The 24,432-nt window shown below is 37.6% G+C and carries 30 protein-coding genes; 19 read left to right on the top strand and 11 right to left on the bottom strand.

From position 1 onward, the window contains the following. Window positions 1-464: 464 nt before the first annotated feature. The 3 genes from LJC66_RS17815 to LJC66_RS17805 all read left to right on the top strand — a co-directional run bounded on the left by LJC66_RS17815 (window position 465) and on the right by LJC66_RS17805 (window position 2,914). The gene (locus LJC66_RS17815; protein ID WP_033580232.1) at window positions 465-1,868 is read left to right on the top strand and encodes an MFS transporter; all 1,404 of its coding nucleotides are present in this window, start codon (window positions 465-467) and stop codon (window positions 1,866-1,868) included. A gap of 294 nt (window positions 1,869-2,162) precedes the next feature. Further along, a complete protein-coding gene (locus LJC66_RS17810; RefSeq protein WP_014459099.1) occupies window positions 2,163-2,366 on the top strand; it encodes a cold-shock protein in 204 nt (67 codons plus the stop codon). A gap of 374 nt (window positions 2,367-2,740) precedes the next feature. Beyond that, window positions 2,741-2,914: a hypothetical protein gene (locus tag LJC66_RS17805; RefSeq protein ID WP_014459100.1), complete on the top strand. Its 174-nt coding sequence runs from the start codon at window positions 2,741-2,743 to the stop codon at window positions 2,912-2,914. 197 nt (window positions 2,915-3,111) lie between these two features. Here LJC66_RS17805 and LJC66_RS17800 read toward each other — a convergent pair whose 3' ends face one another. Further along, window positions 3,112-3,312: a cold-shock protein gene (locus tag LJC66_RS17800; protein ID WP_029714163.1), complete on the bottom strand. Its 201-nt coding sequence runs from the start codon at window positions 3,310-3,312 to the stop codon at window positions 3,112-3,114. Window positions 3,313-3,602: 290 nt separating this feature from the next. Here LJC66_RS17800 and LJC66_RS17795 point away from each other — a divergent pair, with 290 nt between their 5' ends. Together LJC66_RS17795 and fbp are read left to right on the top strand one after the other, a co-directional pair. Next, window positions 3,603-4,478: a YitT family protein gene (locus tag LJC66_RS17795; RefSeq protein ID WP_013058095.1), complete on the top strand. Its 876-nt coding sequence runs from the start codon at window positions 3,603-3,605 to the stop codon at window positions 4,476-4,478. A gap of 732 nt (window positions 4,479-5,210) precedes the next feature. Then, window positions 5,211-7,139: a fructose-1,6-bisphosphatase gene (fbp, locus tag LJC66_RS17790; protein ID WP_230933143.1), complete on the top strand. Its 1,929-nt coding sequence runs from the start codon at window positions 5,211-5,213 to the stop codon at window positions 7,137-7,139. 56 nt (window positions 7,140-7,195) lie between these two features. Here the strand turns inward: fbp and LJC66_RS17785 are convergent, their stop codons facing one another. Together LJC66_RS17785 and LJC66_RS17780 are read right to left on the bottom strand one after the other, a co-directional pair. Then, a complete protein-coding gene (locus tag LJC66_RS17785) occupies window positions 7,196-7,903 on the bottom strand; it encodes a M48 family metallopeptidase (protein ID WP_230933142.1) in 708 nt (235 codons plus the stop codon). A 1-nt stretch (window position 7,904) separates the two neighbouring features. Continuing rightward, complete coding sequence (locus LJC66_RS17780; protein WP_014459104.1) at window positions 7,905-8,408, bottom strand: YehS family protein; 504 nt, start codon at window positions 8,406-8,408, stop codon at window positions 7,905-7,907. Between the two features lie 420 nt (window positions 8,409-8,828). Between LJC66_RS17780 and LJC66_RS17775 the strand changes: the two genes are divergently transcribed. The 3 genes from LJC66_RS17775 (at window position 8,829) to phaZ (ending at window position 10,733) form a co-directional block, all read left to right on the top strand. Beyond that, the gene (locus LJC66_RS17775) at window positions 8,829-9,359 is read left to right on the top strand and encodes an ECF transporter S component (RefSeq protein WP_230933141.1); all 531 of its coding nucleotides are present in this window, start codon (window positions 8,829-8,831) and stop codon (window positions 9,357-9,359) included. A gap of 89 nt (window positions 9,360-9,448) precedes the next feature. Next, window positions 9,449-9,640 carry a hypothetical protein gene (locus LJC66_RS17770; RefSeq protein ID WP_013058089.1) on the top strand — a complete coding sequence of 64 codons (192 nt, stop codon included), beginning with the start codon at window positions 9,449-9,451 and terminating at the stop codon, window positions 9,638-9,640. A gap of 196 nt (window positions 9,641-9,836) precedes the next feature. Further along, window positions 9,837-10,733: an intracellular short-chain-length polyhydroxyalkanoate depolymerase gene (gene phaZ, locus LJC66_RS17765; RefSeq protein WP_230933140.1), complete on the top strand. Its 897-nt coding sequence runs from the start codon at window positions 9,837-9,839 to the stop codon at window positions 10,731-10,733. 174 nt (window positions 10,734-10,907) lie between these two features. Here phaZ and LJC66_RS17760 read toward each other — a convergent pair whose 3' ends face one another. Then, complete coding sequence (locus tag LJC66_RS17760) at window positions 10,908-11,483, bottom strand: CBO0543 family protein (protein ID WP_230933139.1); 576 nt, start codon at window positions 11,481-11,483, stop codon at window positions 10,908-10,910. 167 nt (window positions 11,484-11,650) lie between these two features. Between LJC66_RS17760 and LJC66_RS17755 the strand changes: the two genes are divergently transcribed. The 5 genes from LJC66_RS17755 to LJC66_RS17735 all read left to right on the top strand — a co-directional run bounded on the left by LJC66_RS17755 (window position 11,651) and on the right by LJC66_RS17735 (window position 14,679). Next, window positions 11,651-11,920 carry a hypothetical protein gene (locus tag LJC66_RS17755; protein WP_230933138.1) on the top strand — a complete coding sequence of 90 codons (270 nt, stop codon included), beginning with the start codon at window positions 11,651-11,653 and terminating at the stop codon, window positions 11,918-11,920. 110 nt (window positions 11,921-12,030) lie between these two features. After that, the gene (locus LJC66_RS17750) at window positions 12,031-12,204 is read left to right on the top strand and encodes a glycine zipper domain-containing protein (protein WP_195696392.1); all 174 of its coding nucleotides are present in this window, start codon (window positions 12,031-12,033) and stop codon (window positions 12,202-12,204) included. A gap of 23 nt (window positions 12,205-12,227) precedes the next feature. Beyond that, window positions 12,228-12,605 carry a hypothetical protein gene (locus LJC66_RS17745; RefSeq protein ID WP_195696393.1) on the top strand — a complete coding sequence of 126 codons (378 nt, stop codon included), beginning with the start codon at window positions 12,228-12,230 and terminating at the stop codon, window positions 12,603-12,605. A gap of 261 nt (window positions 12,606-12,866) precedes the next feature. Then, window positions 12,867-13,490, top strand: coding sequence for an FMN-binding negative transcriptional regulator (locus LJC66_RS17740; protein ID WP_230933137.1), 624 nt, complete (start codon window positions 12,867-12,869; stop codon window positions 13,488-13,490). Between the two features lie 211 nt (window positions 13,491-13,701). Then, window positions 13,702-14,679, top strand: a complete 978-nt coding sequence (locus tag LJC66_RS17735; RefSeq protein ID WP_195696395.1) for a ring-cleaving dioxygenase — start codon at window positions 13,702-13,704, stop codon at window positions 14,677-14,679. Between the two features lie 57 nt (window positions 14,680-14,736). On the opposite strand, the gene LJC66_RS17730 is transcribed toward LJC66_RS17735, so the two are convergent. The 4 genes from LJC66_RS17730 to LJC66_RS17715 form a co-directional block, all read right to left on the bottom strand. Further along, window positions 14,737-14,940, bottom strand: coding sequence for a YjcZ family sporulation protein (locus tag LJC66_RS17730; RefSeq protein WP_372586384.1), 204 nt, complete (start codon window positions 14,938-14,940; stop codon window positions 14,737-14,739). A gap of 294 nt (window positions 14,941-15,234) precedes the next feature. Continuing rightward, window positions 15,235-16,128, bottom strand: coding sequence for a tyrosinase family protein (locus LJC66_RS17725; protein ID WP_230933136.1), 894 nt, complete (start codon window positions 16,126-16,128; stop codon window positions 15,235-15,237). Between the two features lie 229 nt (window positions 16,129-16,357). Continuing rightward, entirely contained in the window at window positions 16,358-16,870 is a 513-nt protein-coding gene (gene lptC / locus LJC66_RS17720; RefSeq protein WP_230933135.1) for an LPS export ABC transporter periplasmic protein LptC, read from the bottom strand. A gap of 4 nt (window positions 16,871-16,874) precedes the next feature. Beyond that, the gene (locus tag LJC66_RS17715) at window positions 16,875-17,120 is read right to left on the bottom strand and encodes a hypothetical protein (RefSeq protein ID WP_230933134.1); all 246 of its coding nucleotides are present in this window, start codon (window positions 17,118-17,120) and stop codon (window positions 16,875-16,877) included. 162 nt (window positions 17,121-17,282) lie between these two features. Between LJC66_RS17715 and LJC66_RS17710 the strand changes: the two genes are divergently transcribed. After that, window positions 17,283-17,822 (top strand): GNAT family N-acetyltransferase, encoded by a 540-nt coding sequence (locus LJC66_RS17710; protein WP_195696399.1) that lies wholly within the window; start codon window positions 17,283-17,285, stop codon window positions 17,820-17,822. Window positions 17,823-17,883: 61 nt separating this feature from the next. Here the strand turns inward: LJC66_RS17710 and LJC66_RS17705 are convergent, their stop codons facing one another. The 3 genes from LJC66_RS17705 to LJC66_RS17695 form a co-directional block, all read right to left on the bottom strand. Then, on the bottom strand, window positions 17,884-18,519 hold the full coding sequence (locus tag LJC66_RS17705) for an FMN-dependent NADH-azoreductase (protein WP_195696400.1): 636 nt from the start codon (window positions 18,517-18,519) through the stop codon (window positions 17,884-17,886). Window positions 18,520-19,004: 485 nt separating this feature from the next. Next, a complete protein-coding gene (locus LJC66_RS17700; protein ID WP_028414603.1) occupies window positions 19,005-19,640 on the bottom strand; it encodes an FMN-dependent NADH-azoreductase in 636 nt (211 codons plus the stop codon). Window positions 19,641-19,670: 30 nt separating this feature from the next. Further along, entirely contained in the window at window positions 19,671-19,988 is a 318-nt protein-coding gene (locus LJC66_RS17695) for a winged helix-turn-helix transcriptional regulator (protein ID WP_013058076.1), read from the bottom strand. Between the two features lie 220 nt (window positions 19,989-20,208). Here LJC66_RS17695 and LJC66_RS17690 point away from each other — a divergent pair, with 220 nt between their 5' ends. From LJC66_RS17690 to LJC66_RS17670, 5 genes are all read left to right on the top strand, one after another. Then, window positions 20,209-20,451, top strand: coding sequence for a spore germination protein (locus tag LJC66_RS17690; protein ID WP_013084095.1), 243 nt, complete (start codon window positions 20,209-20,211; stop codon window positions 20,449-20,451). Between the two features lie 214 nt (window positions 20,452-20,665). Next, window positions 20,666-22,015 carry a glycosyltransferase family 2 protein gene (locus LJC66_RS17685; protein ID WP_230933133.1) on the top strand — a complete coding sequence of 450 codons (1,350 nt, stop codon included), beginning with the start codon at window positions 20,666-20,668 and terminating at the stop codon, window positions 22,013-22,015. A gap of 127 nt (window positions 22,016-22,142) precedes the next feature. After that, window positions 22,143-22,763: a polysaccharide deacetylase family protein gene (locus tag LJC66_RS17680; protein ID WP_230933132.1), complete on the top strand. Its 621-nt coding sequence runs from the start codon at window positions 22,143-22,145 to the stop codon at window positions 22,761-22,763. Window positions 22,764-23,019: 256 nt separating this feature from the next. Beyond that, window positions 23,020-23,613, top strand: a complete 594-nt coding sequence (locus LJC66_RS17675) for a LemA family protein (protein ID WP_028409401.1) — start codon at window positions 23,020-23,022, stop codon at window positions 23,611-23,613. Beyond that, window positions 23,613-24,386 carry a TPM domain-containing protein gene (locus LJC66_RS17670; RefSeq protein WP_230933131.1) on the top strand — a complete coding sequence of 258 codons (774 nt, stop codon included), beginning with the start codon at window positions 23,613-23,615 and terminating at the stop codon, window positions 24,384-24,386. Before LJC66_RS17675 ends, LJC66_RS17670 begins: the two co-directional genes overlap by 1 nt. Window positions 24,387-24,432 lie beyond the last annotated feature (46 nt).

The raw sequence follows: 24,432 nt of genomic DNA, 5'->3' as shown, positions 1-24,432 counted from the left end.
TTGTAGTAGAAATAGTGTGTCTATTACAAAATAAAGCTTATATCTAATGGGTTGTAACAATAATTGTCAGATAACCTGAGTGGAAATTGCTACCAAGCATATTGTAAACCAGATGCGCTATCTTTAACGACAAGTTACTATTTCAGCGACTGTAATTCCATCGAAAACGATCCCTATTTTAGGCGAAAATCGTTTTTTTAATAGCAATGAATTGTACGTTGAAATAAAAAAAGTTTATTTTGGTTTTAATTCATTTATTTGTTGGCGTTCCTTCTTCAGCTTTTTTTGGCTTCAAACCCTTTAGCCATAACCTTTTTTAATATTTAGCATCACATGAATAGTTTTCGTTTTTTACTTAAAAATAAGAAGTGTTTCAACACATTTACATGTGAAATACAGTAAGTCAAATTTGACTTTACTACTCAGTCTTGTATAATCGTATACCGCGGAGGTGACGTAATGAAATGAAGTTTAATAAGAAAAAAATTAACGTCGTAGATATTGACAAAGCTAAAAAAAGCGTCTTTGCTACAGGAGTAGGAAACGCGATGGAATGGTTTGACTTTGGCTTGTATTCATATTTAGCCGTAATTATTAGTCAAAACTTTTTTAGCGCAGTTGAAAATGATCAGCTCAAATTAGTATTCACATTTGCCACATTTGCGATTGCCTTTTTAATGCGTCCATTGGGCGGTGTTATATTCGGTAAAATTGGAGACAAGTTAGGAAGGAAAGTCGTTTTAACCACTACCATTATTTTAATGGCCTTTTCCACATTACTCATTGGGTTGTTACCTACATATGATCAAATCGGTATATGGGCACCCATCCTTTTATTAATTGCACGAATCATCCAAGGTTTTTCAACTGGTGGTGAATATGCTGGTGCGATGGTGTATATTGCAGAATCGTCTCCAGACAATAAGCGAAATGTGCTTGGAAGTGGACTAGAAATCGGTACACTTGTTGGTTATATTCTTGCTTCACTGCTAGCTAGCTTACTGTTTTTTGTTCTTTCGGATAAACAGATGGCCTCATGGGGCTGGAGAATTCCCTTCTTATTAGGATTGCCTTTAGGACTTATTGGTTTTTATTTACGAAGAAGTTTAGGGGAAACGCCTATTTTTGAAAATGAACTTTCCAACGAAGACGAAGTTGAAGAAGAAAGCTTCCTCTCTATTTTAAAAAATCACAAAAAAGATGTGTTTGTTTGTTTCGTAGCCGTGGCTTTCTTTAACATTACAAACTATATGCTATTATCGTACATGCCTTCTTATTTAAATGAAATTATTGGTTTATCAAACACAGTTGGTACAGTATTAATTACGGCAGTTATGATTTTAATGGTGCCGCTTGCTCTTATGTTTGGAAAACTGAGCGACAAAATCGGAAACAAGAAAGTTTTCTTAATCGGTTTAGGCGGATTAAGCTTACTGTCAGCCTTTTCGTTCTATTTAATCAACTTAAATGGTTTAGTTTTTATTTCAATCGGTATTCTTATTCTAGGTGTTTTACTTGCTACGTATGAAGGAACAATGCCAGGAACGCTGCCAACAATGTTCTACACAGATATTCGCTACCGAACATTAGCGATCACGTTTAATGTTTCAGTTTCTATCTTTGGAGGAACGACGCCATTAGTTGCGACATGGTTAGTTCACGCAACGGGCAATCACTTGGCTCCAGCGTTCTATTTAACCATTGTGAGCATCATCGGATTTTTCGTGATTTTATTCTTGTTTGCGAACACAGCAGGAAAATCACTCAAAGGTTCATACCCAACGGTTGCTTCTAAATCTGAATACAATGAAGCGGTTGAAAATCCAAAAGATTCATTATGGTGGCACACAGAGCAAACAGAAAAATAAAGTAAATAAACAGCAGGTGCTACATCAACTGCTTCGTAAAATAGGAACGATAAAAAGAGCCTTCTCTTTGTATAGAGCTACAAAGAGAAGGCTCTTTTTATCGTTCGACGATTTATTCCATTCCCTGTATTTGCTATCTTTGATTCTGTATGTTACGATTGAGTTAATTATTTTTGTTCGGTATAAGATTGAGAGAAGAGAAATCTCTTCCATAGAATTTTTTATCTTAAGATAGTATGGTTGGACAAGGGTAGTAATACAAGCGTGGAGTATTCCACACCAGGAGGCAATATTATGGAACAAGGTACAGTGAAATGGTTTAATGCAGACAAAGGCTTCGGCTTTATCGAAGTTGAAGGCGGAGACGATGTATTCGTACATTTCAGCTCTATTCAAGGTGAAGGCTTTAAATCGTTAGAAGAAGGTCAAAAAGTAACGTTTGACATTGAACAAGGTCAACGCGGAGCACAAGCTGCTAACGTTCATAAAGTAGCATAATTAATCCAACGTAAAAAGACTCCACATAGGGGTCTTTTTGCTTTGGATTTTAATAATTAAAAAAGAAATGATTTTAAAAAGGTTACTTTAAACATAAGTATAGACATTGGAGACAAAAGCCAGTAAAGAAGAGCTACCTATATCCTGTGTCGTAAATAACTAGAAAAGAATACATTATAGCTGTAGAACGATAGGCTTTAGGAGCATGTATACGTAAGGTATCAAATATAACTAACCTTCGCTGGACTAGCCGTTGGGAAAGGTTGCTGACTATCAGCATGCTGATAAAGCCTCAAATATAAGCTGAACATTATATTTCCCGATAAATAAAGTTAAAAATTTGATTGTTTTTGATACGAGAGAGGATGAAGGATATGAGTATAAGCTTATTTGCTAATGGAGAAACAGTAAGTATAAAAGCATCTAATGAAATAGTGATCATCTTAAAAAGTCATTATGTGAAAAACATGAAAAGATATTCTTATACAGTTGATAAATATCCCAGTACATTTTTCTTTGAAGAAGAGTTAATGAAGCACGAATCATAATTATTCATGAAGAAATTTTGATTTATAGTTTGGATTCCGCCAATACTATGCTATACTGAGTTTACCATTTGTATTACCGATTACTATTTTTGTATTAATAAGCCCTATTCCTCAGTGGATAGGGTTTTATTATTACATTTTCAAAGTAATGAAAAAGACAGACTCCATGGAGTCTGTCTTTTTCTATTTATGATGGATTACGCTTTTTGAACGTTAGTAGCTTGAGGGCCGCGTTGACCTTGTTCTACTTCAAATGTAACTTCTTGACCTTCGTCTAAAGATTTGAAGCCTTCGCTTTGGATTGCTGAGAAATGTACAAATACATCGTCTCCGTTTTCGCGTTCGATGAATCCAAAACCTTTTTCTGCGTTAAACCATTTTACTTTACCTTGTTCCATAATTGTTGCCTCCTAGTGTGACACGCACACATTGTATTACTATCCTTGCTCAAATCTATAGACGAAAGTTATGTAACTTATCAATCTTTGCCGAACAAAAATAATTCTTCTTAAACTTAACAGAAATAGGGACTTATTGCAAGGATAGAGTCTGTACAGCTACAATTTCTCTTTTATCTATGTTTGCACTATGTGAGCTAAAAAACGATACGTAAGCCTCCTTAGTTCAAATAAAGAGAATGTTTGTGGTACACTTAAATAGTAAAAAACATTTAAAAGTGAGGAATTATATGAACACAACTAAAAAACATCACAGGCCTAAGCGGCTAAAAATTGCTTTCCGAGCATTAATGGTCATTATCGGAGGAATTATTGCAGCTTACGGCTTAGAAACTGTCTTAATTCCAAACCATGTTTCAGATGGAGGGGTAACAGGCATTAGCATCGTTGCTTCAAACCTATTTGGTTTGCCACTTGGGGTTCTCATCGCCGTTATCAACATTCCTTTTGTATGGTTAGGATATCAACAAATCGGTAAAAGTTTTGCCATCTTTTCAATCCTCGGAATCGTTTCATTAGCTGTCGGTACAAGCCTCATGCATCACACTCCAGCGATTATTGAAGGAGATACACTACTCGTAACCGTTGTCGGCGGTATTATCCTTGGGTTTGGAATGGGAATTGCACTTCGTAACGGCGGGGCCTTAGATGGCATCGATATGCTAGCTGTACTGCTTTCTCGAAAACTGCCGTTTGGAACAAGTGATCTTATTTTGTTCTTAAATGCGTTTGTATTTATTTTTGTTTCATTAGTATTTGGTCTGCAAGGCGCGATTCTTTCTGCAATTGCATACTTTATTGCGTCCAAAGTTATTCACATCGTAGAGGTAGGGCTAAGCGGATCGAAAACCTTCCAGATTATCACTTCTCAGCCTGCATTAATGGTAGAGACAATACGTGATCGTTTAGGTCGAAGCGCTACATATAAAGAAGCTTACGGCGGTTATTCTCATGAAAAATTTAAGGAAATCACATGTGTAATCAACCGTTTAGAAGAAAGCAAAATGAAAGAAATTATCAATGAAATTGACCCGACGGCTTTTGTTACGGTATATGACGTAGCCGAAGTTAAAGGCGGTAATTTCCGAAAGAATAATATCCACTAAGTACACCAATCACTACATTTGTACAAACACTCTACCATATCCTCTTTTACTGAGGTGTGTAGAGATAAGAAAAGCAGCGTGATGTTTTACATCCGCTGCTTTTTTATATCGCAAAATCCGCTTGCTTAGCGGAGGGCTTTAAAACGGGATATGCTAAAAAAGTGAAACGGTGAGAATTAAGGTGGATAAGGTATCAGCAGACATTAATGTGATGATTTTCCCTCGATTTTTCTCTTCATCTAACAAATCCAACAGAAAAAATCTCTGAACATAAAAGAACAGAGATTCAACAGAATGATGATTCTTATATAATACAAAGGATGACTTTTCCTGTCTCAGAAAGGTCATTTTTATTGTAACACCAGCAAGGTCTTAACGCTGTGAGATATCTCACAGCTAGGAAGGGGAAAATCTGTTATTGTGTAGAGGTCGGAGTAAACTTTCTTGATTATGTGCGCTTCTTTCATATGTATCGAACCTGCTGACTGAGATCAGCAGGTTTTTTTATAGTATCACTTTCTCTATGAGGTAAGGGAAAAGAACGGGAAATCTTTATAGACAAATAGACTTTATACCATTTTACCTATACGTAAAATAGGTTAAAATAAAGAGGTGAGGCATGGAGAGAAAAGAGTTAAATAAGAGGTGCGTAACATTATAATCACAATTTATCTTAAAGGGTTATAACGGTGATTATACTAAATGGTGAACGTTGAAAGGGGATACATAGTTTTGAACACAAAATATCTAGATTTACTTGCACAAAGGTATGATACGGAAGAAAAAGTGGTAACCGAAATTATTAACCTTGAAGCTATTCTTCATCTGCCAAAGGGGACCGAGCATTTTGTCAGTGATTTACACGGCGAGTATCAAGCCTTTCAGCATGTGCTGCGAAATGGTTCAGGAAATGTAAAAGAGAAAATCAAAGACCTTTTTAAAGATGTATTATCTGACAAAGAAATCAATGAATTTGCGACATTAGTGTATTACCCTGAAGAAAAATTACCGTTGATTAAAGCACAGTTTCGAAACAAAAAGGAACTCTATCATTGGTATACAGAAATCATTGATCGTATGCTTAATCTTATTTCGTACGCTTCTTCTAAATACACGCGTTCTAAACTGCGTAAAGCATTGCCGGATCAATTTGTGTACATTATTGAAGAACTGCTATATAAAACGGATGAATTTACAAATAAAGAACAGTACTATACAAAGATTGTTCAGCAGATTATTTCTCTGGGACAAGCCGATAAGCTTATTATAGGCCTTGCTTATACGACGCAAAGGTTGGTTGTGGACCATCTGCACGTAGTAGGGGACATTTATGACCGTGGACCTGAGCCGGATAAAATTATGGATACGCTCATTAATTATCACTCCGTTGATATTCAGTGGGGAAATCACGATGTGCTATGGCTAGGCGCTTTTGCGGGTTCGAAAGTGTGCTTAGCTAATATTATTCGTATCTGCGCGAGATACGACAATCTAGATATTATTGAAGACGTATATGGCATTAACCTGAGACCGCTGCTTAACCTGGCGGAGAAATATTATGATGACAATCCTGCTTTTAGACCAAAAGTAAGCTCGAGTGACAAACTATCCGATCACGAGCGACTACAAATTACGAAAATTCATCAGGCCATTGCGATGATTCAGTTCAAGCTGGAAAGTCCGATTATAAAAAGACGTCCTTTCTTTAATATGTCAGAAAGGCTGTTGCTTGAAAAAATTGATTATGATAAAAATGAAATTACGATATACGGAAACACGTATCCGCTAGAAAACAGCTGCTTTGCAACGGTGGATCCGGCGCAGCCTGATCAGCTATTAGAAGAAGAAGAGCAGGTAATGGAAAGACTGCTGCTTTCTGTACAGCATTCGGAAAAACTGGCGAGACATATGAAGTTTCTGATGAAAAAAGGCAGCCTTTATTTAAAATACAACGGAAACTTATTAATACACGGCTGCATTCCTTTAGATGAAGAAGGAAACATGGAGAAAATGACGATTGAAGATAAAACGTATGCAGGCCGCAACTTGCTTGATGTGTTTGAACATTATTTGCAAGAGGCTTTTGCCCATCCTGAAGAAACGGATGATTTGGCAACAGATATGGTCTGGTACCTATGGACAGGAGAATATTCATCACTCTTTGGGAAACGTGCAATGACGACGTTTGAAAGATATTTTATCAGTGATAAAACAACGCATAAAGAGAAGAAGAATCCGTATTATTACTTACGGGAAAATGAGGAAGTCTGCCGAAACATCCTGGAAGAATTTAAATTAAATCCTGATCATGGTCATATTATCAATGGGCATACGCCAGTCAAAGAAATTGAAGGAGAAAACCCGGTCAAAGCAAATGGAAAGATGATTGTTATTGACGGCGGTTTTTCAAAAGCGTATCAATCCACAACAGGGATTGCTGGATACACATTATTATACAATTCTTACGGCATGCAGCTAGTCGCTCATAAACACTTTAATTCAAAAGAAGAGATTTTATTAGAAGGAACGGACGTCTTATCTGTAAAGCGATTGGTTGACAAAGAACTAGAGCGAAAAATGGTTTTAGAAACAAATGTCGGAGAAGAATTGTTAAAAGAAATTTCTATTTTAAAAGATTTACGAAAATATCGCTATAGTTAAAGATAAAAAAAGAGCAGTATGCCCCTGGGGCTTCTGCTCTTTTTTATTTAGCGGTACTACACCGTCATTTCCCAGTTCGACATTTCCAGCCAGTTCTCTTGTTCACGATAATCGGGCATGATTTTCCCGACAAGGCGCCAAAAAGACCGGTCATGGTTCATGTGAACCATGTGGCACATTTCATGAACGACTACGTAATCAATGACGTGCTGAGGTGCCATTGCCAGCCGCCAGTTAAAGGTTAGCTGACGCTTGGAATCACACGTGCCCCACGCTTTTTTGCTATCGGAAATCGAAATGGAGCGCGGCTTTGTTTTAAAATGTTTTTGATAGGAGGAGATACTCTTGGTTACTAGCGCTTTACATTGTTGATAATAAAAGCGTTTGAGCGCTTGTTTTATCGCTTCATCGTCGTGCTGATTGACATAAATCTGAAGCGTGTTCGCTTCAAACACTACAGAATCCTTTGTAATGGTCGAATCGTGATGAATCTGTATCGGATAGTTTTTTCCTACATACAAAAAGCGTTCTCCGTGTTCATAGACTTTTTTCTTTGGTCCATGCGTTCTATCGTTCATTTCGTTTATTTTTTGCTGAATCAATGCCCAGTTGTTCTCTAATAACATACGTAATTGTTCAGTAGACGTTCCTTTAGGAGCAAGTACTTCGACCGTTCCGTATCCGTCTACTTTAATTGCAAAAGAACTTCGGTTTTTATATCGTATTTCATAATGGATACTCTGATTTGAAAAAGTGTGTATCATGTTAGCCTCTATATTGTACGGTTAAGCCTCTTAGAAATTTTCGTGCAAAATTCTCTTTGCACGGTTTGTAATTTTTGTGGCCTTTTTTTCGTAATAAAGCACCTAATTCTGCTTTAGATACACGGATGCCACCGTCATCAAATACTTCTAACATCTCTTCACTGGTTAGGGACAAAGCAATTTTCACTTTCTTTAATAAGACGTTGTACATATTTTGATTGCTTTGAACCGGCGCTGGCGGTGCTTGCCCTGGTTTAGGGTCTTGTTTTCCTCTTTTAAAGGTAATAAAACCGTTTAAAAAAGAATCTAACATACTGTTACTGCACGAGATGTGTTCGTCCGCATGAACTGCATCCTCGTCTTCTTCGTCCGGTGTTCTCGTAAGGATCTTTAATACGTCTTCTTTTGTTACGTCTACTCCGCCAAGATTAAAGATCTCTACCATTTCTGTATTTTTTAAATCCAAGGCATATCGTAATCTAATTAAAATATCGTTATTATCCATTCTTGCTCCTCCTATAACTTGCTTGCTGTATGTAAAAATCATGACTGCCACAATCTAACCGAACTTGGTTAATATCAGTACAATTATAGTAACAGGTTCCGCTGGAATTCTAGGTTATTCCATTCATTTCTACAAACATATAACTTCTCATATTTATAAGCCTTCGTCAACTCTTGAAAAAGAACGATTTGCTCATATTATGCCCGAACAGACTCTTTACCATAACAAAATTAGGCGCCGCAGTCTGCTAAAGTAAGCAGAGGTAGCTGTATTTTTTAAGAACGGATAGGACAATTTTTAAAGTTGACAGAGTTTTATGTGCCGCTAGAATGATATACCTTACTAAATAAATAGTTTTACGTATTTATTAAGTGTGTAATTAGGAGTATGATAGTAGTAAAAAAAGAAAGAGGTCAACAGATGAATTCAACATACTCACCAAGAGAATCAACCAAAATCAAAGCTTTATCCATGCATGCGCTTTTTATCGCACTGACGTTTGTAGCGACAATGTTTATCAACATCAAGCTTCCAATCATGGGTAACGGAGGCCTCATCCATTTAGGCAACGTTCCTCTTTTTATAGCAGCTTTTCTTTACGGCAAAAAAACAGGAGCCATCGCAGGAGCTTTTGGAATGGGGTTATTCGACCTTATCTCCGGCTGGACAGCATGGGCACCGTTTACGTTTATTATTGTAGGGGCAATGGGCTTTTTAGCAGGTCTTATCTCAGAAAAAGCACCTGGTAAAAGAGCGTTTGTCAACACGCTGGCAGTTGTTGCAGCGCTGATTGTAAAAGTCGTCGGCTACTATTTTGCCGAAGTGATTCTTTACGGTAACTGGATCGTTCCGCTTGGATCTATACCAGGAAATGTGATGCAAGTTGTGATAGCGGGTATCATCGTTGTTCCGCTTGTAGCGCGCTTAAAGAATAGAGCGGTACAAATTTAATCGCTCAATCGTAACTTGTTTTACCATTATCCTATCCTTAAGTGATATACTTGATGAAGGTTTATCAAGTGAAAGGAGCGGAAAACACCATGAAATATTTAAAATCACAGATGAAGCAGCTCATTAAAGACAATCAGGAACTGCAGGGTAAGCTGAACGGTTTGATGAAAGAGCACAGCCTTGAAAAAAACTTTGCTCTTAAAGCTTTGTACCACGCAGAAGTGGCTGAAGGCGGAAAATATCAGCTTGCCTATCAAGCATTAGACGCACCGAAAAAGTAATGGCCTTATTGCTCATTCGCATATTTTTTTATCATAAAAAGGCAGCCAAATTGCATATTTGGCTGCCTTTTATAGCAAATAGAATGACATAGGATGATCTTGATGTTCAAGCAACTGCTTAACGCTAGATAAATAGGGTATGTAAAAATTAAAGCTAGCTATCGTTCTAATTATATAAGAAAAGAGGAAAATAGCGATGACCATATCTGCTTTAGAACAAGCAAAAGTAGAGTTACCAAATGGAGAAATAATCAATTACCGAATGAAAAAAGGCGGAAAAGAAGTACTTTTGTTAATTCACGGAAACATGAATTCTTCCCTTAACTGGGATGTGTTGATGAACGAACTTCCAGAACATATCACAGCTTATGCGCTTGATTTAAGGGGATTTGGAGACTCCACTTACCATACACCTATCCACACAATCAAAGACTTATCAGATGACGTCAAACTGTTTGCAGATGCTTTAAAGTTGTCTGCTTTTACAATAAGCGGGTGGTCATTAGGAGGAGCAGTCGCTATGCAGTATGTGATTGATCATCCGAATGATGCCAAAAAATTAATTCTCTTAAGCTCCGTCAACATCAAAGGCTACCCCATTCCAAGAAGAACGTTCCTAGAACTGCCTATTCCTAACAACTTTATACAAACGAAAGAAGAAGTAAAAGAAGCATTTAGAATGGTCGAAAACGCAAAAGAAACAAAAAACACATGGTTTTTAAAAATGATGCTGCGTCAATTTTTATATACAAAAAATAAGCCGTCTGCTGATCAATTTGAAAAATATTTAGAAGGAACGACCAAGCAGCGAAATTTAATTGATATCAATTATGCGCTGATGAGATTTAATATTTCAAACGATTTTAACGGTGTCGTTCAAGGGACAGGAGAAGTCGAAAAAATTACGATTCCTACTATGGTTATTCAAGGAGATGAAGATAAGATGGTTTCGACAAGAGATGCATCTGACATCGCAAAAGGAATAGGGGAAAATGCGACGTTGAAAATTATGAAAGGCGTGGGCCACTGCCCATTGTTAGATGATTTAAGCAGTTTAATGGATTTATACAACGCTAATTTAACCAGGGCTTAGGAAAAGCGAGATTTTCTTTCCTAACAAAAGTTTTATTATTGCTAGATGCATCATGTTCTAAATTAACAATGAGAAAAGCATTCTATCTTTTGAGGAAGCAGACAACTAGTAAGGACAATAATCAAAAAAAACGCAAGGTCTTTTGAAGATGCTTACGTTTTTTATTGATGACACTTACCCTATTCGTTTCCGTTTTTCAAAATAAAGAAACAGATTGGTAATCCATTTTGATAGCAGTATGACACCGAGATAAAATACAAATAAATAACCGTAAGTAGCCCATTCATGCAGCTGGAAAAAGCCAATCCCTGTTAATAACGGTTTGAAAATAAAAGCAAAAAACAAACAAAGAATCGTTGCATATAAATAGTAATTTTTATGATGATTGAGTGTCCATTGATAAAGCAGCATAAAGGAAACGGGAATAAGCGAAGCATCTAGGCTAAAGCTTACGGGTATGACGGTATTCATTTGATAAGGATACGTCCAAAGCCCGTTATAAACGCCAGCGGTATCACTATAGTGAAACCAAACGTGTACGTTAAATCCGTAAAACCCTAAGTGAAAGGCTCTTTTTCGGTCAATTAAAAAATAGAGAATGACTAAAGGTAAGATAAAAGCCCCTAGGGTCACCCAAAACTGCCAAGAGCTTGGACTCGAGTAGTGGTGCCAATAGTCCATCCACGTTTTGGAGAGATCTTCCTGTATGCTATGTATTTTTTCAAGATATTGCTTTTGATTGGTTGTCAACGTGATCCATCCTTTTTAAGTAAGAAAAGTGTTTTTATTTTTAAACTGCCCTTTTCTTAAGGTTTGGATACCTTTCCCTGTTGAGTTGTTTGCATTTTTCTGCACGTACAGTCTAACTGGCCTTTATGCTAAAACAGGAGGTATAAAAAGTAAAAAGAAGGGGACGTATGGATAGCTCTATTTTAGACATAGTGATAGCGGTTTTTTCTATGATGGCCGGGTTAATCATCCTTTCTTTATCTCAATCATTATCCGGTGAATCAATGAAGCGGGTCCGGATTAGAGGGCTTCTTATCCACATGTACTGGATAGCTAAAAAATGCTTTGGCATATCGTTTGAGCAGTTTGCACGTAAAACGATGTATGTATTCGGGGTAATCTGCATACTGGGGTCGATTTTAATGCTCGGAGAAGCCGTTTATCAGCTCATTATGTAAAAAGCAGTTAAAGTGACTGCTTTTTTTTTGTTTCCATTTTTATGAAACTTTTCACGTGTTTTTTACGTATAAAAGGTATAAATAAAATGGTAGCAAAAAGGAGTGATTTTTTGTCTGAAGAAAAGAAAGGTACTGATTATCTAGGAGTAGGATTAGGCTTGGGCGTTGCGATGGGGGCTTCTCTCGGAATGTTAATGGATAATATCGGGTTTGGTATTGCGATTGGGACATCATTAGGCGTTGTGTTTGGAACGGCAATGAATCAAAGAAGCAAAAAGGAATAAAGTTTTGAAGAAAGGAGTAGAGAATGAAATATTTTGATGAAGCAAAGGAAATATGGTTAAAATATGTTCCGAAAAGCGGGCAATCGGATGTTGTAGAAGGAGAGGTCATTCGAGCTATTGAAAAGCTTCGCTGTGAAGCCCAAGGCAACGGAAATGCCAATTGGGATAAAGGATTTGAGATGCTGGTGTTATATATACTAGACGTATTAAATGACCCTGCGGTATTTATCTCAGCTGTTTTAGCAGAAATAAAAGCCGATATTCACACCTTGCTCACTTCTACAGAAGATCCGTATTTGGAAGATGATGTATATGATCGCTTAACCGACCGTGTCATTGAGTGGCATATAGCCAAAGGTGGACCTATTAAAAGAGAAAAAAATCCTCAATTATATAGATGAACAAAAAAAGGAGCTGCTTTAAACGAGCGCTTCTTTTTTTGTTTCTCAATCCTTTGCTCAGTGAACTGATATTTTATTACATCATGTGCTAAATAATAACATATAAAAAATCAGCGGTTTACATCACAACAGTGTAGCATAAACTTCATAAAAAATCGTTTCATAAGTTGCTGACCTCCCTAAAAAGTTCATAACTGACGCTGTTGCAAACACGTATAGTATTATATCTTTTACTAAATAAGAGATAAAGGAGAAGCGCCGATGTATATTCCAAAGTATTTCAAAGTGAATGATGAACAAATAATGTATGATCTTATTGAAGACAATGGGTTCGCCACTTTGTTTTCGTATCATAATGAAAAGCCTTATGCTACTCATTTGCCCCTGATGTTAAACCGGAAAGAAAAAGCTTTATACGGACATTTTGCACGTCCGAATCAGCAGTGGAAAGATGTTGAAAATCAAGAAATTCTAGCTGTGTTTCAAGGGCCTCACTGCTACATTTCACCGTCTTGGTATGAAACGAATCAAGCTGTGCCGACATGGAATTACGAAGCTGTTCACGTGTATGGCACGATGAAAATGATTGAAGAACCAACAGAACTGCTTGGGCTGCTGAGGAAGATGGTAGCGAAATATGAAAGCCCGAGCAGTACATATACGCTAAATGACGTTGATCCTGCTTATACGAATAGTTTAAGCAAAGGAATTATTGGGTTTAAAATCGACATCAGCAAAATGGAAGGCAAGCAAAAGCTAAGTCAAAATCATTCACTCGAAAGACAGCAGTTAGTCATCGAAAAATTAGAGCAGACGTCTCTTGAAAATGAAACGAAAATTGCGGAGGTGATGAAGCAAAATGTGCAGCGCGTGCTTAAGAAGTAACCGCTTTTGGAAAAGGTCAGCAGTTTGTTAAAGGGAAGATAAAAAGAAACTAACCATGTGTTTAGTTTCTTTTTTATGTTCACGACATTTTCTTGTTATTGACAAAGGGGCTGTGCATCCTTTAAAATTATCTTTAATTAAAGATAATTAAATTAAAGATAATTTATGCGGAAGTTAAAAAATTTATATATTATGAAAAGAGGCGGAGCAGATGGAATTGTTAGGGTTGCATCATGTATCTATTTTGACGGGGAAAGCTGAAAAAAACTATCAGTTTTTCACTAAAGTTTTAGGTATGCGATTAGTAAAAAAAACGGTGAATCAAGATAACACGCAGTCTTACCACTTATTTTATGCAGATGGAGAAGGAACACCAGGAACGGAAGTAACGTTTTTTGATATTCCGGGGCTTGCAAGAACGCATCAAGGTGCATCTGACATTTCAACCGTGTCGCTTCGTGTTAAAAGTACGGATTCTTTATACTTTTGGAAAGAGCGCTTTGAGCAGTACGGAGTAGAGTATGAAGAAATAGCTAAACGAGCTAATCGTGACACGTTAGCATTTAAAGATTTTGAAGGCACACGCTTGCTTCTTGTCGCAGACAACGGTGAAAAAGGCGTAAGAGCAGGCGTCCCGTGGAAGCGTGAAGATATTCCGTTAGAACATGCGATTATCGGATTAGGGCCAGTTACGCTAACGGTAGGCACGGCAGAACCAACGGTTGACGTACTGACAAACATTATGGGATTTCGCTACGTGAGCTCTTATCCATCTTTCGTAGAAAATCAAAAGGATATTTTGGTTTATGCAACGGGCGAAGGCGGAAGCGGAGCCGAAGTTCATATTGAAACGAGACCTGACTTGCCAAAAGTTCGCTTAGGGCGCGGTGGCGTTCATCACGTTGCCTTCCGTGTTCCAAATGAAGAAGAATACAACAAGTGGGCAAGCCGGTTAAACGAAAACAGCCTGCCGAATTCCGGTAAAGTAGAGAGATACTATTTCAAAGCACTATACTTTAGAGAACCAAACGGCATTTTGTTTGAACTATCAACCGATACACCTGGATTTGCGACCGATGAACCGCTCGAAACGATGGGGCAAACATTAGCACTGCCGCCATTTTTAGAACCTAAGCGCAAAGAAATTGAAGCGAAGCTGAGACCCCTAGATTTAGATGAAACGCTATAGGGTTTGCAGCGATTAAGACATGAAAAAACTCCAGTATTTATACTGGAGTTTTTTAGGTTAACAATCATCGTGATGGAAGCCGAAACCACATGCACCAATAATAATGAGTAAAATAAACAGTACGATGATAATGGCAAAACCATTACCTCTGTGGCAAGGAACGCTATATCCACATTCCATATATCCATAGTCCGGCATTGTGTATCCGCAGTGTGGAATCATATGGTCATAAGCAGGAGCAGTATAGCCGTGGTGAGCCATAGCAGGTGAGAACGGCATATTTTCATTAGAACTAAAAGGTGCGTTTACGTTATTATGCATTTTAATATCTTCCCTTCGTTTATAAAACTTTTATAAAGCTTTGATAACTTATTCATATGTTCGAAGGTCCTTATATGAAGCTTATTCACAGCCCAATTATGGTTAATTAACTATATTTTATGCTGAATGGGGAGATAAAGCGGTGAGTTTTACGGTGTTTGTGGCTTTTGGAGCTATGTCAGAAGGGAAGGGGGTTACCTGTTCTAAATTGTATACCGCTGTTTCTAGAACGGGTTATGAGGAACGTTTTGATTTTCTTAATTCTATATCGTATACGTACCCAAGCTTTCGATGGTTCATAACGTCTTCAGGGGTTGCATTCCAAGGATACATCGGATCTCTAAAGTTTTGACCAAATGGTCCGTTTTTCATCGGCTGATAGTTTTGATTGCGATGAACAATTTGCCATACAGCCCAAATACGATCCACATTTGCGTGGTGTAAAAAGAAGACCGGATCATTCGGAGCAGTAGGTACAACACCCATCTGTCCGCCAACCCAACGGTGTACGCGATTGTGAAGCTGTGGCCCGTTAATAAATCCTTCAAGCTGATTACGAAAGCTGTTTTGGCTCGTCATATCCCAAGGCGGCGTATCATATTGCGTTATTTTTAAAGCATTAAGAACATCATCTCGAGTAGGGAGTGTAGGTGCTTCTTTCGTTGCGCCAAAATTACGTTTTAGCCCTCCAGAAGGATTTCCTTGCTCATCGATCGTCGTCCAGCGTCCGGCTGCAAACGGACCGGTATCGACGATAAAATCTTTTTTGGGATTTCCGTTTGCGCCCATAAAATCTGCGCTCCAAATTTTTGATTGTGATGGATCTTGCATCTGTGCATCCGTTTCCCATTCCCAATAAGGAAGGGTTACTTCTGGATTGATCGACTGAAGGTCACGTTCGAATCGCAAAAGGTATTCACGATGCCACGGCAAAAAAGCAGAACTCATATGTGCTGCATTTCGATCGCTGCCTGGAGGAGTATGAAATTTACCTGCTGCACCATGCCAAGCTATATAGCGGTCATATATTCCTTTTTCCTTTAGTATTAGCACGGCACGAATAAAATCTCTTTTTTCCGCGTCTGTAAGAGATAATACGTTTTTTCTAACTTTGTACTTGTTACTCATTTTTTAACCTCTTTCTTAAAAAGAAGCAAGGGGCTGTTTCTTTTTTATATTTAGAATATGTCCAAGAGGTAAAAGTGCTACTGTCATATCTCCAAAATTTCATAGTCTAAAGTTGGATTTTTTACATATCAAATAGACTTTAAATCAATTATTAACTTTCTAGAGCTGTAGATAATGAAATGAAAAAAAAGCAGGCTTGAGCCTGCTTTTTTCATTTCATATATTAGGGTTAATGACCTATTGGATACATGGTCGTTACGCTGTAGTCATAGTCTTTGCCTCTGTAGTCGGTATACACAACTCTAACTTCTTGATTTAAAGAACTAATATACTTTTCTTTAACATAATTGCCAGATTTATTATTGGTACCATCGTCACCTTCATTGATTACTTCTTCGGCAATCGACATCGCTTGTTTTTCACTTAAGTATTTGCTGAACTGGCTTTTACCATGGTAATTGTCTGCGCCTGGTTGTTGCATATGAGCGACGATGTGACAATATCCGTATTTATCATTTCCTTCTTGTAAAACAAGTTCTTTGCCGGTAAATAGTCTGTCGCTTTGAGTCTCTGCAGAGCATTGGTTGCTTGATGTAGTGTCGGACGTGCTACTCGATGTACTGCTTGAATTTTCATGCTGCTGAATGAGGGAAATAGGCGAATTGTTGGTAAATACAGCGATGAGGGCAATCGCAAGTGCTACAATAGTGTATAGTATTTTGCTGTTTTTAAAAAAATCCATTCCTTTATGCGTCTCCTTTTTGAATCAACGTTAAAATCAAATCAACTTTCTTTTCTAGCTGATCAATTAAGTTTTGTTTTACTTGTTCTGATTGTAATAAAGCGCTTCTGAGTTCGTCCATATCTTTTTGCATATACGCACGGTTTTCTTTTTCTTGCTGAAGCTCTTTTTGAAGAGCGTGTATCGTGGACAGCAATTCTTTATCTGGGTTCATTTCTACGTTCACCGCCTCTGTGCTGATAAAAATCAACTTATGTCCACTATATAAAATACCACTATCTCCGCTGTAAATCGACTATTTGGATAAGAAATGAGTCCTCCCGGGTGAGGTTTTAGCAGGATATTGCTAGTTGAGAGGAGAATAGTATGGTTTACCGTAGATAGATAAGCTGCGCAGAAAAGAGGGAAGAAAATGTTTCCGGAATTAGAGACAAAACGGCTGATATTAAGAAAAATTGTAGAAGATGATGCGGGTGAAATTTTAGAATGCTTTTCTGATGAAGAGGTGCTGCGCTATTACGGGCAAGAAGCTTTAGAATCGATCAACCAAGTAAAGGGGATCATTAAGAATTTTTCCAAAGGCTACGAAGAAAAGCGATTGATTAAATGGGGGATTCAGCTAAAAGGAAAAGAAAAGCTGATTGGAACAATAGGGTTTCAAGAGTGGTCTCCTGGGCATAAGAAAGCAAACGTAAGCTATGCTCTTTTTCCGGAGTATTGGAACAAAGGATACGCAACAGAAGCCGTTCATGAAGCGATTTCTTATGGCTTCCACGAACTTCAATACAATCGTATAGGAGCGATTGTATTTACGCAAAATAGCGGATCTATCGCTTTGTTAAGCAAAGTAGGATTTAAAAAAGAAGGAACATTAAGAGAGTACATGTACCAAGACGGCATCCCATTTGATACATATGTTTATTCGCTGCTGCGCGGGGAAGCAAAGATATAAATGTAAGCACAAAAAAAGGAACACGGGGAGATGTTCCTTTTTTTTATGCTTATATTTGTTATTAGAATGTACGTGCAGCTTCTTTAGCGCGAGCAATGCCGTCCTCTTTAATTTCTTGTGCTTTATCTGGCATTGCAGCCTGTCCTTCTACAAATAGGCTTCCGATAGATGGAACGCCGAAGAAGTTCATCATAATGCGCATATAGCGGTGACCCATTTCCAGTTCACCAGCAGGGCCGCGAGAATAAATACCGCCGTTTGCTTGAATATGGAACGCTTTTTTATCTGTTAATAGACCAACAGAACCTTCTGCTGTATATTTAAATGATTTTCCAGCTACTGCTACAGCATCTAAGTATGCTTTCATTACCGGTGGGAATGAGAAGTTCCACATTGGTGTAACAAATACGTATTTATCCGCTTGAGCAAATTGATCACTTAATTCGTTTAAACGAGCAACTTTGCGCTGTTCTTCAGGAGTAAGCGCGTCAAATTCTGCGCCGCTTCCAAGTTTACCCCATCCGCTGAATACATCGCCGTCGATGTGAGGGATATGTTCTTGATATAAATTAACGTGAACAACCTCATCCGTTGGGTTTACTTCTTTATACTCGCTAATAAATGCGTCTCCTGCAGCCATACTGAATGATTGCGTAGCATCGTTAGGGTTTGCTGTAATATATAATACTTTTGCCATAATTCTTTTCACCTTTCCGTCTTCAATATATAAATGTTGTTTCATGAATTAAAGATAATATGTTCGAAAACATCTACTACGTTATTAATAGTAACTTACGTAACAAATTTAGTCAAAGGTTTTTTATTGGGTTTTATCATATTCACAAACGTTTTTAAGAGTATTATGCTTTTAGATTTTGTGGCTAAAACCTTTAAAAACAAAGGTTTATTTCATTTTAAAGCGTGATTTTAAACGTTATTCATTTGGAGGAACTATCTTTTTTGAACGTAGATAATTAAAAAAAGCAAAAGAAAAATCATGTGTTTTTGTTTCGTTCGTTATTAATAGTAACAAAAAATAACAGCGTTTCATCTTTCCTTTAAATCTATTTTCAACGTAAAACGAGCAGGAAGGTGATCATTATTTCAAGGGAAATATAAGGGAGGGAAGAGTAAAGAAAAAGACCTCGATCTGCTTCGAGGTCTTTTTGATTTTTATTGAATTTAAAACGTTTTGGCCATTGAATGGGCTTTTTGGAGTGCTTTTTCTTTAATTTGCGGAATTTGATCCGGGAATTTTACTTGCCCTTCAATAATAATGCTTTCAAACGCTTCAATTCCAAAGAAGTCCATCATGATTTCTAAATAGCGATGGCCCATTTCTCTTGCCATTTCAGGGCCTTCTGAATACACGTCTCCGCGGGATTGAATGTGAATCGCTTTTTTTCCTTTAAGCAATCCCTGAGCGCCTTCTTTTGTATATGTAAAGGTTTTACCTGACACGGTAATCGCATCAATGTACGTTTTCATAATCGCAGGAACAGAGAAATTCCACATTGGCGTGACAAAAATATATTTGTCAGCGAGTACGAACTGTCCGCCTAGCTCAGCTAATCGTCCCACTTTTAATCGTTCATCCGTTGATAAATCCTGGATGGAAGAGTGAGAACGAAGCTTTTTCCAGCCGTTAAATACGTCTGCATCTAAGTATGGAATATCTGCTTGATATAAATCTAAATGAACCACATCATCTTCTGGATGTGTTTGTTTATACACGTCAATAAATTCTTTCCCAACAGCCATGCTAAGTGATTCGTCTTCAGCTAAAGGGTGTGCAGTAATATAGAGAACATTTGCCATGATGCTCATCCTTTCTATGGAGTAGTTTTATTAATCTTGGACCCAGCTTTCTGCCCACTGGCTAATCGGCCCTAATATTTTGCCTAACTCTGTTCCTTTTTGAGTCAGCGAATATTCAGAGCGAATAGGGCGATCTGGAATGACATTTCGGACAACGATTCCGTGGTCTTCAAGCTCTTTAATCCGTTCTGTCAAAAGCCTTCTGCTTAAGGCTGGTATACTTTCATTTAATTCACTAAAGCGTTTAGGACCACTCATAAGTACATAAATGATTAATCCTGTCCACTTCTTGCCAATCAGTTCGAAACTTTTTTCTACTTTAGGTTGAATATCTTTTGGTTCGTCCATATTACGTATCCTCCTTCAAACAATATGGATGAAAAATAACTTATGCATTTATTGTAACAGAAAAAGCATAAAAACATGTGGAAACTTTGGGTGAAGCAGGGTGAAATGAATAATTTCACTAGTATTTGTACCTTGCTTTTCACTTCTTGAAAACTTTTCACACATAGGCTTGTCACAGCATACGATGTACGAATTCATTTTAAGAAAAGGTGGTATGGTCATGGCAGGAGTTATTAACATCTGTAACACGAGAATTAATGGTATGGCGAGAAACGGATCAATGAATTTTGGAGAAGTCCTTCACAACGGACACACAGCGGATGTTAAATCTGTTGGAATCAACTCAACGTATGGAGACATTTCAGCTGCTTGTGCGCGAATGAAAAATACAAATATGGATGCAGATATATTTGATCAAACGGCTGTTGCGAATATTGATGGGGTATATGGAAATCAGCTATAAAAGGGAGCTGCTTATAACGTATGAAGTTGTAAGCAGCTTTTTTATGCTGAGAAGTAGAACACTTATTTATGATAAGAGAATGTGTTTCTAATTCAATAGAATGATCTACCAGAGTTTGCGAATCTATTATATACGCCTTTTCTAAAACTTTTTACGTATTGTACAAGCACCTTGTCACTTTTTGAATAGTATATAGGGGAAAAACAGAGAAAGGATGATTAAAATAGACTTGTATGATTCTTATTACAACCGTTACGATGGAAAATACTATATTAAAAAGAAAGAAAAGAATCTTAAACCCTTAAAAGAGCCTAAAAACAAAAGGAGTAAAATAGACAATTCATTATATAAAATGAGCATAAAAAATAATCACAAACATCCTATTAAAGTTAGTATCATTATGCCTACGTATAATAAGTATCATCAAACTTCTCTTTCGCTTTATAGTTTATCAAAACAAACGTTTCCTCAAGCTGAGTATGAAGTCATTCTAGTGGATGACGCTTCTTCTGATAATACGCCCGACATTTTAAAAGAAGCGGATGTCCCGTTCAAATTTAAATATATTCAAATGAAACAAAATAAAGGGCGTTCCTCGGTACGTAATATAGGAATTAATAATGCTGAAGGAGATCTTTTAATCTTTTTAGACGGAGAAATGCTGGCACCTCCTGCTTTTATTGAAAATCACTATAAACATCATGTGCATGAATCCAATCTTGTGGTTACCGGAGCTATGCATTATGAAGGAGTTTACACGTTTATTATGCCAGACTATAATGAAGATCAAGTGGCTCACTTGAAAGAACTAGTCGGCAGGGATCCTGAGTATAGAAGATTGTATGAAAACTATGAACAGACGAAGCAGCATTCAAATGTTCCTTGTCCTCTGGTAAAAAAAGAAGACATTGATACAAACCGTTTTCAACGTTTATCATTTCCCAATCGTTATTTCCTTAACAGCGGGCTAAAACATTTCGGAGAGCGACTTGAAGGATTTACGCTACCGTATATCGCGTTTTTAAGTGGAAATGTATCCGTAAGAAAAGCGCAATTAAAGAAATCCGGCTATTTTGATGAGACTTTTGTCGGCTACGGGGCAGAAGACTGGGAGCTTGGATATCGTTTATATAAGAATGGTGCACAATTTGTTTTAGATTCCTCTACGGTTGCTTATCACCAAGAACACGGTATGTCTAAGCGAAAAGTAAAAGAACAATGGGGAAATCACTATCGTTTCGTTAAAAAACATCCTAATATAGACGTTCTTATCCTCTCTCTTGAATGGAAAGAGCTTCCGTTTATGCATATGCATAAAACATTAGTTGAATATAAAGCGCTGGAGAAGCGTTTTCCTGATGAATATAAGGAATTTAAACATGCTTTTCGCGTCATGCTGTTTAGAATCATTGAATATTTAAATAGTGGACAGCCCGTGACGAAACTTTACGATCTCCCAGGAGGATCAGAGGAAAGAATAAAAATTATTCAGCAGTTCGAAACACTGCGCCCTCGTGGATTTGACTACTTGGCGAGTTCTTTTGAACAAATCTATTACCTATAGCGCTATTACATGCAGAAAAAGATATAACATCATCTCTTAAAAATTGTCTCGTCGTAAAAGCCCCTCAGCTTACACCCACAAATTGAGGGGTTTATTTCTATATCTATTTTATATAAGGGGAGAAAACATGAATCAAAATTCACCAAAGTACGTTGCGTTAACGTTTGATGATGGCCCCTCAGCTTACACGGCTGCTATTTTAAAAATTCTAAAGAGATATAATGTACGTGCGACCTTTTTTGTCGTTGGTTCGGAAGTAGAAAGATCTCCAAAGCTGATCCAACGTATTCATAGAGAAAAGCACGTAATTGGAAATCATACGTGGAGTCATCCTGATATTACAACTCTTTCTAAACGTGAATTATGGAAAGAAATCACTTCTACAAATGCTCAAATAGAGAAAATAATAGGTTATTCTCCCAAGCTATTTCGTGCACCTTACAGTTCGATAAATGATACAGCTCTTGCTGCTATTAAGGAATTGGGAATGACGTCTGTTCTATGGAATGTAGATAGTCAGGATTGGCGTGAAGAAGATCCATTGGTCATATGCAAATATACGATTAAAAATCTACAAGAAAAGAATCTTATTGTCATGCACGACGGGGATCGATACGGCAGCGGAGCGCGGGATCAAATTGTTGCTTCATTGCCGAAACTTATTAAATATTTAATAAAAAACGACTATCAATTTGTAACGGTTCCTGAATTTCACCGAGTCGCATACAAGATTGAAGGGTGGTCTTAAGCAGAAAAAGGAATAGCCAAGAGGTATTCCTTTTTTCTATTGTGAAACAAGATAAAATCGAGAAGGTTATATGTGCGAATGGATAGAAAGACTAGGTAGAGAAAAGCATTTCACTTTATTTATAGAAGGGTTGATTGTTAGGAGATGTCTTCCTTATACGTTCAATACAAAAAAATGGTAAAAAATGAATCTTTTTAGAGCGTGATTCGTACTAGTAAGTAGATACATAATTTTGATGAAGAAAAGAGGTAGTACATTGAAAAACAAAGGTTTGATTGCTACGCTCATCGGGATAGCGATTGTTGTGATTTTAGGGTTAGGAATTGTTGTGATTTACGGAGTGAGCTCTTACAACAGTCTCGTTAGCGCCGAGGAAGATGTAGATAATAAATTTTCCCAAATAGATAATCAACTAAAAAGAAGAGCTGATTTAATTCCGAACTTAGTGGAAACGGTCAAAGGCTATGCTAAGCATGAGCAGGAAGCAATTGATTCAGTCACTCAGGCAAGAGCGCAGCTAGCGGGAGCTAAAACTCCTGAAGACAAAGCTGATGCTAATCAACAGTTAAGCGGCGCGTTAAACCGCCTGCTTGTAGTTGTTGAAAAATATCCGGATTTAAAAGCGAATGAAAACTTCAGAAGCTTAATGGACAGTTTAGAAGGAACGGAAAATCGACTCGCTGTAGCGCGTAAAGACTACAACGATGAAGTTGCAAAATATAATAAATCGGTTAAGAGATTTCCTAAAAGCATGTTAGCGGGTACGTTCGGCTTTGAAAAAAAGCCATATTTTGAAGTGACCAATGAAGAAAAAGAAGCGCCGAAAGTTGATTTTGGGAGCGATAAGTGATGAAATTCCTTGCTTCGTTTGCTTTATTATTGTCTCTTTTATGTAATATGGTAAGCGTTGCTTTTGCTGCACCTGATATTCCAAATCCGGTAGGCGATATTTATGTTCAGGATTTTGCTCATCTATTAAACGATCAGGAAAAAGCTGAAATAAACCAAATGGGCAGAAAATTGGATGATGAAACGAAAGCTCAGGTAGCGATTCTTACCGTGAATTCATTAGGTGATGCGGATGTAGAAGAGTACGCGAATGAAGCGTTTCGAAAGTATAAACTTGGTGATAAAAAGCTGAACAATGGTGTTCTTATTTTGCTCGCTAAAAAAGAACGAAAAATTCGAATCGAAGTAGGATACGGGTTAGAAGGAGCTATCACCGATATCAAATCGGGAGAAATTTTAGATTCTTATGCTATTCCTAACTTAAAAAATGGCAAATACGATACGGCACTAGAAAGCACATACAAAGCTGTTTATAACCAAGTCGTGAAAGAGTATGATTTAGGAAAAGATTTTGAACAAAAAGTGCCAAAAGCATCTCCGCCTTCCGATAGCGGTGTTCATTTCACAACGCTTCAAACGCTGCTGATTGCAGCTGTTATTGTGGGCTTGCTTATCCTTGACTTTGTCTTTTTTAAAGGAGCTATCACTCAATTTCTGCTAAACTTCCTTGTCATGTTTGGAGGAAGAGGCGGCGGAGGTGGCGGCAGTGGAAGCGGTCCTCGCGGAGGGGGAGGCGGCAGCTCTGGAGGCGGCGGAGCGAGCCGAGGCTGGTAAAAAGATAAGAGTTAAAAGAGGCTGAGATAAAATTAGGTTAGTTGAA

Source organism: Priestia sp. TSO9, from assembly GCF_021029645.1.
Classification (GTDB): domain Bacteria; phylum Bacillota; class Bacilli; order Bacillales; family Bacillaceae_H; genus Priestia; species Priestia megaterium_E.
This window is presented reverse-complemented; position numbering and strand designations above follow the sequence as displayed.

Coding starts and splice junctions, on each gene's coding strand:
- LJC66_RS17815 (WP_033580232.1), top strand. CDS start 465: ATGAAGTTTAATAAGAAAAAAATTAACGTCGTAGATATTGACAAAGCT.
- LJC66_RS17810 (WP_014459099.1), top strand. CDS start 2,163: ATGGAACAAGGTACAGTGAAATGGTTTAATGCAGACAAAGGCTTCGGC.
- LJC66_RS17805 (WP_014459100.1), top strand. CDS start 2,741: ATGAGTATAAGCTTATTTGCTAATGGAGAAACAGTAAGTATAAAAGCA.
- LJC66_RS17800 (WP_029714163.1), bottom strand. CDS start 3,312: ATGGAACAAGGTAAAGTAAAATGGTTTAACGCAGAAAAAGGTTTTGGA.
- LJC66_RS17795 (WP_013058095.1), top strand. CDS start 3,603: ATGAACACAACTAAAAAACATCACAGGCCTAAGCGGCTAAAAATTGCT.
- LJC66_RS17785 (WP_230933142.1), bottom strand. CDS start 7,903: ATGATACACACTTTTTCAAATCAGAGTATCCATTATGAAATACGATAT.
- LJC66_RS17780 (WP_014459104.1), bottom strand. CDS start 8,408: ATGGATAATAACGATATTTTAATTAGATTACGATATGCCTTGGATTTA.
- LJC66_RS17775 (WP_230933141.1), top strand. CDS start 8,829: ATGAATTCAACATACTCACCAAGAGAATCAACCAAAATCAAAGCTTTA.
- LJC66_RS17770 (WP_013058089.1), top strand. CDS start 9,449: ATGAAATATTTAAAATCACAGATGAAGCAGCTCATTAAAGACAATCAG.
- phaZ (WP_230933140.1), top strand. CDS start 9,837: ATGACCATATCTGCTTTAGAACAAGCAAAAGTAGAGTTACCAAATGGA.
- LJC66_RS17755 (WP_230933138.1), top strand. CDS start 11,651: ATGGATAGCTCTATTTTAGACATAGTGATAGCGGTTTTTTCTATGATG.
- LJC66_RS17745 (WP_195696393.1), top strand. CDS start 12,228: ATGAAATATTTTGATGAAGCAAAGGAAATATGGTTAAAATATGTTCCG.
- LJC66_RS17740 (WP_230933137.1), top strand. CDS start 12,867: ATGTATATTCCAAAGTATTTCAAAGTGAATGATGAACAAATAATGTAT.
- LJC66_RS17735 (WP_195696395.1), top strand. CDS start 13,702: ATGGAATTGTTAGGGTTGCATCATGTATCTATTTTGACGGGGAAAGCT.
- LJC66_RS17730 (WP_372586384.1), bottom strand. CDS start 14,940: ATGGCTCACCACGGCTATACTGCTCCTGCTTATGACCATATGATTCCA.
- LJC66_RS17725 (WP_230933136.1), bottom strand. CDS start 16,128: ATGAGTAACAAGTACAAAGTTAGAAAAAACGTATTATCTCTTACAGAC.
- lptC (WP_230933135.1), bottom strand. CDS start 16,870: ATGGATTTTTTTAAAAACAGCAAAATACTATACACTATTGTAGCACTT.
- LJC66_RS17710 (WP_195696399.1), top strand. CDS start 17,283: ATGTTTCCGGAATTAGAGACAAAACGGCTGATATTAAGAAAAATTGTA.
- LJC66_RS17705 (WP_195696400.1), bottom strand. CDS start 18,519: ATGGCAAAAGTATTATATATTACAGCAAACCCTAACGATGCTACGCAA.
- LJC66_RS17700 (WP_028414603.1), bottom strand. CDS start 19,640: ATGGCAAATGTTCTCTATATTACTGCACACCCTTTAGCTGAAGACGAA.
- LJC66_RS17695 (WP_013058076.1), bottom strand. CDS start 19,988: ATGGACGAACCAAAAGATATTCAACCTAAAGTAGAAAAAAGTTTCGAA.
- LJC66_RS17690 (WP_013084095.1), top strand. CDS start 20,209: ATGGCAGGAGTTATTAACATCTGTAACACGAGAATTAATGGTATGGCG.
- LJC66_RS17685 (WP_230933133.1), top strand. CDS start 20,666: ATGATTAAAATAGACTTGTATGATTCTTATTACAACCGTTACGATGGA.
- LJC66_RS17680 (WP_230933132.1), top strand. CDS start 22,143: ATGAATCAAAATTCACCAAAGTACGTTGCGTTAACGTTTGATGATGGC.
- LJC66_RS17670 (WP_230933131.1), top strand. CDS start 23,613: ATGAAATTCCTTGCTTCGTTTGCTTTATTATTGTCTCTTTTATGTAAT.